General features: G+C 71.5%; 9 protein-coding genes. 6 read left to right on the top strand and 3 right to left on the bottom strand.

Annotation, left to right across the window (positions count from 1 at the left end; genetic code table 11):
• The first annotated feature begins 166 nt into the window (after positions 1 to 166).
• Positions 167 to 2533 carry a glycoside hydrolase family 31 protein gene (locus tag JIX56_RS38835; protein WP_257547762.1) on the top strand — a complete coding sequence of 789 codons (2367 nt, stop codon included), beginning with the start codon at positions 167 to 169 and terminating at the stop codon, positions 2531 to 2533.
• Positions 2534 to 2563: 30 nt separating this feature from the next.
• On the opposite strand, the gene JIX56_RS38830 is transcribed toward JIX56_RS38835, so the two are convergent.
• A complete protein-coding gene (locus tag JIX56_RS38830; protein WP_257547760.1) occupies positions 2564 to 3100 on the bottom strand; it encodes an NUDIX domain-containing protein in 537 nt (178 codons plus the stop codon).
• A 258-nt stretch (positions 3101 to 3358) separates the two neighbouring features.
• Between JIX56_RS38830 and JIX56_RS38825 the strand changes: the two genes are divergently transcribed.
• From JIX56_RS38825 to glpK, 5 genes are all read left to right on the top strand, one after another.
• Complete coding sequence (locus JIX56_RS38825) at positions 3359 to 3784, top strand: Zn-ribbon domain-containing OB-fold protein (protein WP_257551358.1); 426 nt, start codon at positions 3359 to 3361, stop codon at positions 3782 to 3784.
• On the top strand, positions 3781 to 4971 hold the full coding sequence (locus JIX56_RS38820; protein ID WP_257547758.1) for a lipid-transfer protein: 1191 nt from the start codon (positions 3781 to 3783) through the stop codon (positions 4969 to 4971). The genes JIX56_RS38825 and JIX56_RS38820 overlap by 4 nt, the downstream gene beginning before the upstream one ends.
• A 101-nt stretch (positions 4972 to 5072) precedes the next feature.
• The gene (locus JIX56_RS38815) at positions 5073 to 6719 is read left to right on the top strand and encodes a GGDEF domain-containing protein (protein ID WP_257547756.1); all 1647 of its coding nucleotides are present in this window, start codon (positions 5073 to 5075) and stop codon (positions 6717 to 6719) included.
• 384 nt (positions 6720 to 7103) lie between these two features.
• Complete coding sequence (locus JIX56_RS38810; protein WP_257547754.1) at positions 7104 to 7889, top strand: MIP/aquaporin family protein; 786 nt, start codon at positions 7104 to 7106, stop codon at positions 7887 to 7889.
• A gap of 30 nt (positions 7890 to 7919) precedes the next feature.
• Complete coding sequence (gene glpK, locus JIX56_RS38805; protein ID WP_257547752.1) at positions 7920 to 9440, top strand: glycerol kinase GlpK; 1521 nt, start codon at positions 7920 to 7922, stop codon at positions 9438 to 9440.
• Positions 9441 to 9548: 108 nt separating this feature from the next.
• Here glpK and JIX56_RS38800 read toward each other — a convergent pair whose 3' ends face one another.
• Complete coding sequence (locus JIX56_RS38800; RefSeq protein WP_257547751.1) at positions 9549 to 10154, bottom strand: GTP-binding protein; 606 nt, start codon at positions 10152 to 10154, stop codon at positions 9549 to 9551.
• Positions 10135 to 13752: a hydantoinase B/oxoprolinase family protein gene (locus JIX56_RS38795; protein WP_257547750.1), complete on the bottom strand. Its 3618-nt coding sequence runs from the start codon at positions 13750 to 13752 to the stop codon at positions 10135 to 10137. The genes JIX56_RS38800 and JIX56_RS38795 overlap by 20 nt, the downstream gene beginning before the upstream one ends.
• Positions 13753 to 13761 lie beyond the last annotated feature (9 nt).

Below are 13761 nucleotides of genomic sequence, written 5' to 3'. Positions count from 1 at the left end.
GCAGGGGTGTGCGCGTGACGCGGCTGACACGGACGATGCCATGTGATCGACTTCCGCACCAGGGTGCGGCGCAGATGGTCGGCGGCGTGAAGATGTGCTGCCACCACGGGTGAACGGAAGTTGAACGACTCACACGAATGGGCCGGTCAATGGCAGGGTGAGCAGCATGGACGGTCGTGACCTGGTGCGTTCGGTGAAGGCGATCGGTTCGGCGGGGGTGGCTCAGGGGCTGCGCACCGTACGGGCCGCGTGGCGCAGGAGGCGTGCCGACGCTGTCGGGTTGCCGGCGCGGGGTGCCGAGCGGGCCCGGGTGCCCGGGCCGGTGCGGAATGTGGAGCCGGGCGCCGGCGGTGGGATCGTCCGGTTCAGCCGGTCCGAGCTGCGGGTCACCGTCGATGTGAACGGAGCGGTCTTCTGGGGCTGGGACGGGGCGGGGCCGGAGCCGTCGTACGCGCTCGCGGGCCGGTGCCCTGAGCCGGATCCGCGGGCCGTGCTGGAGCCGGACAAGGACGGCGGCTGGCGGGTCGTGGCCGAGCGGGTGACGGTCGTCGTGTCGCGGCACGGCGCGGTCGAGGTGCGTACGCCCGGTGGAGTGACCCTGCGGCGTGATCTGCCGCCCCGGTGGTGGGAGCCGGTCGGTGGCGGCGAGGCGCGGTGGGTGCAGCGCTCCGAGGTGGCGTCCGACGCCCGGTTCTTCGGTCTGGGCGGGCGGGCGGCCGGGCCCCGGCTGCGTGGTGGAACGTATCGGCTGTGGAACACGGACCCTGGTCACACGTTCGCGCCTGGCGACGATCCGCTGTACATCACGATGCCCGTGCAGATGGTGGTGGCCGACGCGGCGACGCATCTGGTGTTCCACGACACCACGTGGGACGGCAGGGTGACGCTTCGTGAGGGCGAGGAAGGGGCGGGGTCGGGGCACGACCGGCCCGGGACGTCGGAGCTGCGGATGGAGGGCGGCCCGCTGCGCTGTTGGGTGATAGTGGGCACCCCCGCGCGCGTGCTGCATGCCTGGGCGGCGCTGACGGGGGCTCCGGCGCTGCCGCCCGCGTGGGCGTTGGGGCATCATCACGCGCGGTGGGGCTTCGGGAGCGAGCAGGAGGTGCGGCGGATCGTCGCGGGCTACCGGGAGCACGGTCTGCCGCTCGACGCGGTCCACCTGGACATCGACCACTACGACGACCACCAGGTGTTCACGGTCGACACGGAGAACTTCCCGAAGCTGCCGGATCTCGCCGACGAGCTGCGCCGCGACGGGGTCCGGCTGGTGTCGATCGTCGACGCGGCGGTCAAGGCGGAGCCGGGCAACGCGGTGTACGACGGCGGGACGGCCGAGGACGTGTTCGTGCGGGACGCCGCCGGGCAGGTCGTGGAGGGTCTCGTGTGGCCCGGGGAGTCGGTCTATCCGGACTTCACGCGTGCGCGTACACGCGCGTGGTGGGGCCGTCTCTACGGGGAGCGGTTGGCGCAGGGCTTCTCCGGGTTCTGGCACGACATGAACGAGCCGACGTCGTTCACGGCGTTCGGGGAGAACACGCTGCCCCGGTCGGCCCGCCACGATCTGGAGGGCCGGGGTGGTGACCATCGCGAGGCGCACAACGTGTACGCGCTGTGCATGGCTCGGGCCGGGTACGAGGGGCTGCGCGAACTGGTGCCCCAGGAGCGGCCCTTCGTCTTCTCACGCTCCGGGTGGGCCGGCATGCAGCGCTACGGAGGGACGTGGTCCGGGGACGTGGCGACGGGCTGGCCCGGTCTGCGGGCGTCGCTGTCGCTGGTGCTGGGTCTCGGGCTGTGTGGGGTGCCGTACTCGGGGCCCGACGTGGGCGGGTTCGACGGGAGTCCGTCGCCGGAGCTGTATCTGCGGTGGTTCCAGCTCGGCGCGTATCTGCCGCTGTTCCGTACGCACGCGAGTCTGCGGGCGGGGCGCCGGGAGCCGTGGGAGTTCGGGGGTGAGATCGTCGAGCACGCGCGCGTGGCGCTCGTCGAGCGGCGGCGGTTGTTGCCGTACTTCGTGACGCTGGCGCATCTGGCGCGTCGTACGGGAGCGCCCTATGTGCGCCCGCTGTGGTGGGGCGCGCCCGAGGACCGGACGCTGCGCGACTGCGAGGACGCGTTCCTGCTGGGCGACTGTCTGCTGGTGGCTCCGGTGCTGGACCCGGGCGCGGACCGGCGCGCGGTGCAGCTGCCGCAGGGGCGCTGGTACGACACGGTGACCGGACAGGGGTACGAGGGGCCGGGGCAGGTGCTGCTGGAGGCTCCTCTGTCGCGTATCCCGGTACTCGCGCGCGCGGGTGCCGTGTTGCCGGTCCGGGGCGCCGACGGCGGCCTGGAGCTGGAGGTGTGGGCACCCGCACGCGGGCGGACGGGGGGCGGGCTCGTGGTGCCGGACGCGGGCGACGGCTGGGACGAGCCGGAGGTCGAGCGGTACACGGCGCGCTGGGAAGGGCGGCGTGTGGTCGTGGAGCGGGACGGGGACGAGGGTCCGGTCGAGCCTTCGTATCCCGTGCGGGTACGCGGGCTCGACCGGGAGTGAGCCCGGGTTCGGCTCAGACGTGGCTTCGGCTCAGATGTAGCGGCCGTCGAAGAACGCCTGTACGGCCAGGGTGTGCAGGGGGAAGGCGAGTTCGGCGGGTCTGTGCAGCAGGTGCCAGCCCTCCGTCTCGTCCGTGGCGACGGGTGCCGGCAGGGTGGCGGCCGGGCGCTCCGGGAGCAGCCCGAACAGCAGCAGATGACCGTCGGGTGAGCTCATGGCGTCGGCGAGGCGTACGTCGCGGTCGGCCGCGCAGATGCCCGTCTCCTCCTTGAGTTCACGGACGACGGCGTGCCGCCAGTCCTCCCGGTGGTCGATGAATCCGCCGGGCAGGGCGGTGCCCCCGCGCGCGGGGGCGATGGTCCGTGTGATCACGACGAGGGCCGTGCCCTTGGTGTCGTACACGGGCTGGAGGGCCACCGCGACGGGGAGCGGATTTCGGTAGGCCACGGTGTGGCAGGCCTCGCACGTGCGGGGCCAGCCGGAAACGCCCTCTCCGTAGGGCGCTCCGCAACTCGAACAATGCGAGTCGGGTGCGGAGTTGGCGGGTGGGTGTTGATTTGCGGACACGCGGCGGACTGTATCCGATCATCTGCTCGTCGTCTCGCCGGGGCGGTTCCATGCGCCATGTTGCCGCGCGGCCGATACGGGTGAGGGACGGCCGGAACCACCCCCGTGGACCCCGGCCGTCCCTCCCGATACTCCGACGCCGGACGGGGTCTCTTGGTTCTCCCGGTACCTGCCCAATTCGAGTGGCCCGTGAAAGAATTCTGACGGCCCATCAGATCCGTTTGCCGGGGAGGCGCTTTGTCGCGAAGTCGCACACCTGTGGTCGCCGGCTGGTTCATCGGGGAGGGCGACGGGTTCCGTCTCCTCGGCACGCGCTGTTCGGCGTGTGCCTCGGTGTTCTTCCCACGTGAGGACTTCTTCTGCCGCAACCCGGGCTGTCCGGGCGGTGCCCTGCGCGAGGTGCCGCTGTCGCGGACGGGCCGTGTGTGGTCGTACACCGACGGCCGGTACCGGCCTCCGTCACCCTACGTGTCCGATCCGGAACTTCCATGGGAGCCGTACGCGTTGATCGCTGTGGAACTGGTCGTGGAGCGCCTTGTGGTGCTGGGACAGGCGGTCCCCGGGGTCACCGTCGCCGATCTGGCGGTGGGCATGGAGGTGGAGGTCGTCCCCGGTGTGCTGAACGAGGACGCGGAGACGATCTGGACGACGTGGCACTGGCGGCCGACGGGGGTGACGGCATGACGGACGAGGTGGCGGTGCTCGGCGCGGGCATGCACCCGTGGGGCAAATGGGGAAGGAGTTTCGTCGAGTACGGGACGGTGGCCGCGCGCGCGGCTCTGGCCGACGCGGGGGTCGACTGGCGGGACGTCGGCTCGGTCGTCGGCGCGGACACGGTGCGCGGCGGTTATCCGGGGTTCGTGGCGGGGGCGGCCTTCGCGAAGGCTCTGGGCTGGCAGGGGGCCCGGGTCACGAGCGTGTACGCGGCCTGCGCGTCCGGGGCGCAAGCGGTGGGGACCGCGCGGGCCCAGATCCTCGCCGGCCTCGCGGACGTGGTGCTCGTCGTGGGTGCGGACTCTGCTCCGAAGGGGTTCTTCCGGCCCGCCGGCGGGGATCGGGCGGACGATCCGGACTGGCTGCGGTTCCGGGTTCTCGGCGCGACCAATCCGACGTACTTCGGGCTGTACGCGCGGCGGCGGATGGCGGTGCACGGGGACACTCCGGAGGACTTCGCGCGGGTCAAGGTGAAGAACTCCGCGCTGGGGGCGCTCAATCCGTACGCGCGCTACCGCAAGCGGGTCACGGCCGAGGAGGTGGCGGCCTCCGCCGTCGTCGCCGATCCGCTGCGGCTGCTGGACATCTGCGCGACCTCGGACGGGGGTGCGGCGCTCGTGCTGTCCAGCGTGGAGTTCGCGCGGCGGCACGGCGTGGCCGAGCCGGTGCGGATACGGGCCGTGTCCACAGTGACGCCCCGCTATCCCAACACGGTGCTGGACCTGCCGGACATCGCGACGGACTCGGCGGTCGCGGTGGCGCCACCGGACGAGACGTTCCGGGCGTCGATCGCGCGTGCGGCGTACGAGGAGGCGGGCATCGGGCCCGAGGACCTCTCGCTCGCCGAGGTCTACGACCTGTCCACGGCGCTGGAGTTGCAGTGGTACGAGGACCTGGGGCTGTGCGGCGAGGGCGGGGCGGCGAAGCTGCTGCGGGACGGTGTGACGGCACTGGGCGGGCGCATACCCGTGAACGCCAGCGGAGGGCTGGCCTCCTTCGGAGAGGCGGTTCCGGCGCAGGCGATCGCCCAGGTGTGCGAGCTGGTGTGGCAGCTGCGGGGCGAGGCGACCGACCGGCAGGTCGTGGGGGCGCGGGTGGGAATCAGCGCCAATCAGGGGCTGTTCGGGCATGGGTCGGCGGTGATCGCGGTTCGGTGACCTCGGGCAGGTGTGCGCACGCGTTGTGGTGGCCCGGGAATCCTGCGTGAACAGCTCATGAATCGCGGCTGGGTGTACGCCGGCGGCGCCATCATGCTCCCGTGCACTCCTGGTCGGACACGCTCCGCTTCGCCTTCCAGCCGATCGTCAACCTGACGACCGGAGGTGTCTCGGCGCTGGAGATACTCGCGCGTCCGGAGACCGGTGATGTCATGGCTCAGGCCCGCAGGGACCCGGAACTCGACGGCCGGCTGGCGGCGTCGGCGATCCGGGCGGCGGCGCGCAGGGAGACACTGCTGCCGCTGCATGTGAACGTCTTCGCCGCGACACTGGCCGATCTGGGCGGACTGGGCGCGCTGCGTGACGCCGTACGGGAGGCGGGACGGCTGCCGTGGGAGGTGACCGTCGACGTCGTGCCGCCGTACACGCACGTCCCGCGGCCGGCGCTGCTGGAGGCGGTCTCCGTGCTCCGGGGCGAGGGTTTCCGGATCTGCGCGGACGGGGTCGGTGACGGTGACGTGCCTCTGCGGCTGCTGGTGGATCTGGGGCCGGATCTGGTGAAGCTGGACGCGTCGCTGCTGGCGCGGCCTGCGGCGGTACGGGCGATGCGGACGCTGTGCGATCAGATGGGGGCGCTGTTGTCGGTCGAGGGGGTCGAGACGGAGGCGCAGTGTGCGGCCGCGGTGGCGGCGGGCGCTCAGCTGGCGCAGGGCGAGCTGTTCGCGCCGCCCGCCCGACTGCCTGCGGCGGACGTGTACGTTCCGCCCCTCTCCCCCGGGGTGTCGGCTCCCGTCTCGGGGCCGTCGGTGCGGCAGTTCCTGCGGCCGGCCGCGCTGCTGCCCGTGACGGCTTCGGCGGGCGAGGTGCGGGCGTTGCTCACCGGGGCGCCCGAGGTGTCCGGAGTCCTGCTCGTGGACGGCTCCGGGAGACCGGTGCGGTCGGTGCACCGGTCGCGGTTCCTGCTGTCGCTGTCGGGGCGTTACGGGCACGCGCTGTACGCCGACCGGCCGGCCGCCAGACTCGGTGATCCGCCGCGTACCGTCGGGGTCGACGCCACGGCGTGGGAGGCTCTCGACGTGGTGGCGGTCGGGGACCGGGACCGTACGTCCGACGACGTCGCGGTGGTCGACCGGTACGGGCGGTGCGTGGGTGTCGTACGGCTGGCGGACCTTCTGCGGGCACTCGCGGAAAGCCGGGTGGAGGAGGCGGCGGGGCTCAATCCGCTGACGCGGCTGCCCGGTTCGGACGCGATCACCGACGAGGTGGACCGCTGGATCGCGGACGGCCTGGAGTTCGCGCTGAGTTGGCTGGATGTCGACCACTTCAAGCAGGTCAACGACGGGGCGGGGTTCGCGGCCGGGGACGAGCTGATCCGTTCGGTGGGGTGGGCGTTGCGGCACGCCGCGTCCGGTGCCACCCGGGTGGGGCACATCGGTGGCGACGACTTCCTGTTCCTCGCCGAAGCAGACGGGCTCGATCCGTTGGCTCGGGCGATGCTCGACTCGCCCTGGTCCGCCGGCGGACGGCCGGTGACGCTGTCGCTGGCCACGGTCGTGTGCGAGCCCGGGAGCGTCACCGGCCACCGGGAGGCCGCCGCGTTCCTGGCGCCGCTGAAGAAGGCGGCCAAGGCACTGGACGGGGCCAGTTGGGTGCTGGGGCGGGCCGGGCTGCCCGGGCACGAGATCCGGCGGGGAGCGCAGGCTGTGGCGGCGGGGCACGGGCAGGGAGGCCCGGCCCTGGCCGAATAGCGGTGCGGGCCGCGGCCCCTGCTACGCACACGCCCCGGCTTGGCGCCGCACACCGGCCCGCGTGCGGCCCCGCGCGGCCGGGTGCGCCCCGTAGCCGCCCCCAACCATTGTCGTCTTTGTTCTTGACGCCCCCTGGGTGCCGGTGAACACTTCCGGTGTCAGTCGGCATCGCCGCATTCGGGCGTCTTTGTGCATTGCGCCGCTCGGGCTCCCCGCCTGCGCAACGGGCCATCCCCCACGGGCGATTCGGCTGCGACGGCACGCTCGTCACGGACGCCGGGCGGGGCGCGGGACCCTCCCTGCCTTCGGCTGAAGTAGCCATGGGAACGCACCCTGCACGGAAGGTCCGGGGTCGATCACTCCGGGCCGGGCCAAGGAGCCGCCATGAGCAACGGAGACATATTCGTCGGCGAAGTCATCGGTACGGCGATCCTGATCCTCTTCGGCGCCGGCGTGTGCGCCGCCGTCACCCTCGGGTTCTCGAAGGCGAGGGCATCGGGCTGGATCGTCATCGCGTTCGGCTGGGGCTTCGCCGTGCTGGCGGGCGCCTACACCGCCGCGCCGCTGTCGGGCGGGCACCTCAACCCGGCGGTCACGATCGGGATCGCGGTCGACACGCAGACATGGGACAAGGTCTGGGTGTATCTGCTCGGCCAGATGATCGGGGCGATGCTGGGCGCGGTCCTCGCCTATCTCGTCTATCTCGCGCAGTTCCAGGCGAACGTCCGCAAGGAGGGCACCACGGAGGGCACGGCGCACGAGCCGACGCCGACCCTCGGGGTCTTCTCCACCATCCCGGAGATCCGGAACCCGGTCGCCAACCTGATCACGGAGATCATCGCGACGATCGCCCTGGTCGTGCCGGTTCTCGCCTTCGGACGGAACACAGGCATCGGCATCGGCCAGATCCCCGGCGAAGAGGCCGGGATCTACGGCTCCGGAATCTCGGTCCTGCTGGTGGCGTTCCTGGTCGTCGGCATCGGTCTCTCCCTCGGCGGGCCCACCGGCTACGCGATCAACCCGGCCCGTGACCTCGGCCCGCGCATCGTGCACACATTCCTGCCGATCCCGAACAAGGGCACCTCCGACTGGGGTTACGCCTGGATCCCGGTCGTCGGCCCGCTGGTCGGCGGAGTCCTCGCCGGCCTCATCCACAACGCAGCCTTCTGACGCTACCGACGTAAGACGTGAGGGGATGTCATGCCGGACAACGCCCAGAAGTACGTCGCCGCCATCGATCAGGGCACCACTTCGAGCCGCTGCATCATCTTCGACAGGGACGGCGCCATCGTCGCCGTGGACCAGCGGGAGCACCGTCAGATCTTCCCGAAGCCGGGGTGGGTGGAGCACGACGCCACCGAGATCTGGTCGAAGGTGCAGGCGGTGGTCGCCGGGGCGATCGCCAGGGCGGGCCTGCGCGCGAACCAGATCAGCGCGCTCGGCATCACCAACCAGCGCGAGACGACGGTCCTGTGGGACCGCGCCACGGGCAAGCCCGTGCACAACGCGATCGTCTGGCAGGACACCCGTACCTCGGCGCTCTGCAACGAACTCGGCGGCACGGACGGGCAGGACCGTTTCCGTGAGCAGACGGGCCTGCCGCTGGCCAGCTACTTCTCCGGCCCGAAGGCGGCCTGGCTGCTCGACAACGTGCCCGGGCTCAGGGCCCGCGCCGAGCGCGGCGAGATCGCCTTCGGCACGATCGACTCCTGGCTGATCTGGAACCTGACCGGCGGCACGGACGGCGGACGGCACGTCACCGACGTCACCAACGCCGGGCGCACCATGCTGATGAACCTGGAGACCCTCCAGTGGGACACTTCGATCCTCTCCGCGATGAACGTGCCCGAAGCGGTCCTGCCGGAGATCAGGTCCTCCGCCGAGGTCTACGGCACCGCCGTGGGCCAACTCACGGGTGTCCCCGTCGCGTCGGCTCTCGGCGACCAGCAGGCGGCGGTGTTCGGGCAGGCCTGCTACGAGGTGGGCACCGCGAAGAACACGTACGGCACCGGCAGCTTCCTGCTGCTCAACACCGGGAACCGGCCCGTGCCGTCGAAGAGCGGGCTGCTCACGACCATGGGGTACAAGATCGGCGGTGAGGCGCCGGTGTACTGCCTGGAGGGGTCGATCGCGATCACGGGTGCTCTGGTGCAGTGGTTCCGCGACCAGCTCGGCATCATCCGTACCGCCGACGAGATCGAACCTCTGGCGGCGAGCGTCGACGACAACGGCGGGGCATACATCGTGCCCGCGTTCTCGGGCCTGTTCGCTCCCTACTGGCGCTCCGACGCGCGCGGTGTCGTCACGGGGCTGACGCGGTACGTCACGAAGGCGCATCTCGCGCGCGCGGTGCTGGAGGCGACGAGCTGGCAGACACGTGAGGTCGTGGACGCCATGTTCCAGGACTCCGGCGTGCGCATCACGACCCTGAAGGTCGACGGCGGCATGACCAAGAACAACCTGCTGATGCAGCACCAGGCGGACGTCCTGGACGTGCCGGTGATCCGGCCGAAGGTCTCGGAGACGACCTGCCTGGGCGCCGCGTACGCTGCCGGCCTTGCGACCGGGGTGTGGAACGACCTCGACGAGCTGAAGTCGCACTGGCAGAAGGACGTCGAGTGGACGCCGGCCATGGATGCCTCCGTCCGGGACCGCGAGTTCCACAACTGGCGCAAGGCGGTGGAGAAGAGCTTCGGCTGGCACGAGGACGACGTGAACTGAGGTCGAGGCTCACGCGCGCGTGCGCGTCGTTCGCGGGGAACGGGGTCCACGCGCGCGTGTCATGAAGCCACGGCTCGTACCCCTGTCGGCGGGGGTACGGGCCGTGCTTCAGGTCGTGACGGTCTGGCGGTGGTTCGCGGCGTACGCCATCGCGTGCCGGACGACGGCGACCAGCACGTCCTTGACCGAGTCCCGCTGGCGCGCGTCGCACAGCACGACCGGCACGTCGGGGTCGAGATCGAGGGCCCGGCGGACGGTCTCGGCCGGGTAACGCGCGGCGTCGTCGAAGCAGTTGACGGCGATCACGAAGGGTATGGAGCGCCGCTCGAAGTAGTCGACGGCGGCGAAGCAGTCCTCCAGGCGACGCGTGTCGGCGAGGACCACGGCGCCCAGGGCGCCGGAGGCGAGTTCGTCCCAGAGGAACCAGAAGCGGTCCTGGCCGGGCGTCCCGAACAGGTACAGGACGAGGTCCTCGCGGAGGGTGATGCGCCCGAAGTCCATGGCGACGGTGGTGGTCGTCTTGCTCTCCACACCGCTGATGTCGTCGACCGGGCGGCCCGCCTCGGTGAGCACCTCCTCGGTGCGCAGTGGCTTGATCTCGCTGACCGCGCCGACGCAGGTCGTCTTGCCGACGCCGAAGCCGCCGGCCACGAGGATCTTGAGCGTGACGGGCTCGACCGGAGGTTTGCCGCGCTCAGAGCGCCCGAGGATCATCGGTCTCTTCTCCTGCTGGATGGTTGTCGCGCGGCGGTGGGCCGTAGCCTCCGCCGCCCGGGGTTTCGATGACTAGTACGTCGCCGGGGCCGACGTCTGCCGAATCACTTCCGCCGAGTTCCACGACGCCGCCGTCCGCGCGTTCCACCCGGTTGGCGCCGAGTGCTCCGGGGGCACCGCCGGCCATCCCGTAGGGCGCGATCCTACGGTGCTGCGACAGCGTGGACACGGTCATCGGCTCGTGGAACCGGATACGGCGCACGGCTCCGTCGCCTCCGCGCCATCGGCCCGCGCCCCCGCTGCCCCGCCGGACGGCGAACTCGTCGAGGTGGACGGGCAGTCGCCACTCCAGGACCTCGGGGTCGGTGAGCCGCGAATTGGTCATATGAGTCTGTACGACGGAGGCCCCCGGGAAGCCGTCGCCCGCGCCGGAGCCGGAGGCGACGGTCTCGTAGTACTGGTGGCGTTCGTTGCCGAAGGTGACGTTGTTCATGGTGCCGGAGCCCTCGGCCTGGACGCGCAGGGCCGCGTAGAGGGCGCCGGTGATGGCTTGTGAGGTCTCGACGTTGCCCGCGACGACGGCGGCCGGGGGTTCGGGGGCGAGCATGGAGCCGGGCGGGACGACGATGTCCAGGGGGCGCAGGCAGCCGTCGTTGAGCGGGATGTCGTCGGCGACCAGGGTGCGGAAGACGTACAGGACGGCCGCGTTGACCACCGCGAACGGGGCGTTGAAGTTGCTGGTGAGCTGCGCGGACGTGCCCGTGAAGTCGACGGTCGCGCGGCGGTTGGCGCGGTCCACGCGCACGCGTACGCGGATGACGGCGCCGGAGTCGGTCTCGTAGGCGTACTCGCCGTCGTCCAGGGCGTCGATGACGCGGCGGACTGCTTCCTCGGCGTTGTCCTGGACGTGCCGCATGTACGCCTGGACGACGTCGAGGCCGAAGTCGCCGATCATGCGGGCGACTTCGTCGACGCCCTTCTGGTTGGCGGCGATCTGGGCGCGCAGGTCGGCGAGGTTGGTCTTCGGATTGCGGGAGGGGTAGGGGGCCTCGGTGAGCAGGCGGAGGGTCTCCTGCTCACGGAAGCGGCCGTTCTCGGCGAGGAGCCAGTTGTCGAAGAGGATGCCCTCCTCGTCGATGGTGCGGCTGTTCGCCGGCATGGAGCCGGGCTGGATACCGCCGATCTCGGCGTGGTGGCCGCGCGAGGCGACGTGGAACAGGATCCGGTCGCCCTCCGTGTCGAAGACCGGCGTGATCACGGTGACGTCGGGCAGGTGGGTGCCGCCGTGGTACGGGTCGTTGACCGCGTAGGTGTCGCCCGGGCGCATCGTGGTGCCGCGCCGGCGGATGACCTCCTTGACGCTGGTGCCCATGGAGCCCAGGTGCACGGGGATGTGGGGCGCGTTGGCGACCAGGTTGCCGTCGGGGTCGAAAAGGGCGCAGGAGAAGTCGAGGCGTTCCTTGATGTTGACCGACTGGGCGGTGGATTCGAGGCGGGCACCCATCTGCTCGGCGATCGACATGAAGAGGTTGTTGAAGACCTCCAGCAGAACAGGATCACTTTCCATGCCGAGATCGGAACTCTCCGTGACCGTCGCGCGTTCCATGACCAGATGCCCGTCGTCGGTCGTCGCTGCCTGCCAGCCCTCGTCGACGACGGTCGTCGCGCCGGCCTCGGTGATGATCGCGGGGCCGGTGACGGTTTCGCCGGGGGGCAGTTCCTCGCGGCGGTGCAGGGGCACGTCGCGCCAGGTACCGCCCGTGTGGAGGCTGACCGTCTCCGGGGCGGCGGGGCGGCCTTCGTACGGGGCGAGGGCGGAGAGATCGGGGGGTGCGGTGCGGCCGGTGGCTTCCACGGAGAGGGCTTCGACGACGATCGGTCGGTCGAGCGTGAAGGAGTACGTGGCGCGATGACGTTCTTCGAAGGCGCGCCGCATGGTGTCGGGCTCGGTCAGTCGGACGGTCAGCGTGGTGTCCGTGCCGTCGTAGCGGAGCTGGGCGCGGCGCGTGACGCGGATCCGGTCCTCGGGGACGTCCTCGGCGAGGAGTTCCGCGCGGGCGGCGCTCTCCAGGTCGTCGGCGGTCTCGCGTACGCCGGGCATCGAGGCCGGCTCCAGCGGGGCTTCCACGGACTGTTCGCGCATGGCGGTGGTGTCGGCGAGGCCGATACCGAGGGCGGAGAGCACACCGGCCATGGGTGGCACCAGGACGGTGCGGATGCCGAGCGAATCGGCGACCATGCACGCGTGCTGGCCGCCGGCGCCGCCGAAGGTGGTGAGGGCGTAGCGGGTGACGTCGTGGCCCTTCTGGACAGAGATCCGCTTGACCGCGTTGGCGATGTTGGTCACGGCGATCTGCAGGTAGCCCTCGGCGACCTGTTCGGGGGTGCGGTCGTCGCCGGTGCGGTCGCGGATCTCGCGGGCGAGGGCGGCGAAGCGGTCCCGGACCAGTGCGTCGTCGAGCGGCTGGTCGCCGTCGGGCCCGAACACGCCGGGGAAGTGGGCGGGTTGGATGCGGCCGAGCATGACGTTGGCGTCGGTGACGGTGAGCGGGCCGCCGCCCCGGTAGCAGGCGGGGCCCGGGGTCGCGCCCGCCGAGTCCGGCCCTACGCGGTAGCGGGAGCCGTCGAAGTGCAGGACCGAGCCGCCGCCCGCGGCCACGGTGTCGATGTCCAGCATGGGGGCGCGCAGCCGGACCCCGGCGAGCTGGGTGGTGAAGACCCGTTCGTACTCGCCCGCGAAGTGCGAGACGTCGGTGGAGGTGCCGCCCATGTCGAAGCCGATGACCCGGTCGAAGCCGGCGAGCTGCGACATACGGGCCATGCCCACGATGCCGCCCGCCGGCCCGGACAGGATCGCGTCCTTGCCGCGGAACTGCCCGGCCTCGGCGAGCCCTCCGTTGGACTGCATGAACATCAGCCGCACGCCCCGCAGTTCGTCGGCGACGTGCCGGACGTAGCGGCGCAGCACGGGCGACAGGTACGCGTCGACGACGGCCGTGTCTCCGCGCGGGACGAGCTTCATCAGGGGGCTGACCTCGCTGGAGAGCGAGATCTGCGGGAAGCCGACGCGGGCGGCGAGCTCGCCGACGGCCTGCTCGTGGGCGGGGTGGAGATGGCTGTGCATGCAGACGACGGCCACGGCGCGGATCCCGTCGTCATAGGCCTTCTGGAGGGGCCCCGCGAGGGCGTCCAGGTCGGGGGCGCGCAGGACCGTGCCGTCGGCGGCGATGCGCTCGTCGACCTCGACGACCCGTTCGTACAGCGGCTCGGGGAGTTCGATCGCGCGGGCGAAGATGCGGGGCCGGTTCTGGTAGGCGATGCGCAGGGCGTCGCGGAAGCCCCGGGTGGTGACGAGGAGGGTTCGCTCGCCCTTGCGCTCCAGGAGGGCGTTGGTGGCGACGGTGGTGCCCATGCGGACGGCCTCGATGGGGGCGTCGGAGCCGTCGAGGAGTTCCCTGACGCCCGCGACGGCCGCGTCCGCGTACCGCGTGGGATTGTCGGAGAGAAGCTTGTGCGTGCGCAGGCGGCCGTCCGGGCGCCGCGCGACGATGTCGGTGAAGGTGCCGCCTCGGTCGACCCAGAACTGCCAGCCTGTCACGTATCCACC

The organism is Streptomyces sp. CA-210063 (assembly GCF_024612015.1).
Lineage (GTDB): Bacteria > Actinomycetota > Actinomycetes > Streptomycetales > Streptomycetaceae > Streptomyces.
This window is presented reverse-complemented; position numbering and strand designations above follow the sequence as displayed.

Bases quoted from the DNA above. Each gene is read 5' to 3' on its own strand.
- JIX56_RS38810 (WP_257547754.1), top strand. From the start codon at position 7,104: ATGAGCAACGGAGACATATTCGTCGGCGAAGTCATCGGTACGGCGATC.
- JIX56_RS38820 (WP_257547758.1), top strand. From the start codon at position 3,781: ATGACGGACGAGGTGGCGGTGCTCGGCGCGGGCATGCACCCGTGGGGC.
- glpK (WP_257547752.1), top strand. From the start codon at position 7,920: ATGCCGGACAACGCCCAGAAGTACGTCGCCGCCATCGATCAGGGCACC.
- JIX56_RS38835 (WP_257547762.1), top strand. From the start codon at position 167: ATGGACGGTCGTGACCTGGTGCGTTCGGTGAAGGCGATCGGTTCGGCG.
- JIX56_RS38800 (WP_257547751.1), bottom strand. From the start codon at position 10,154: ATGATCCTCGGGCGCTCTGAGCGCGGCAAACCTCCGGTCGAGCCCGTC.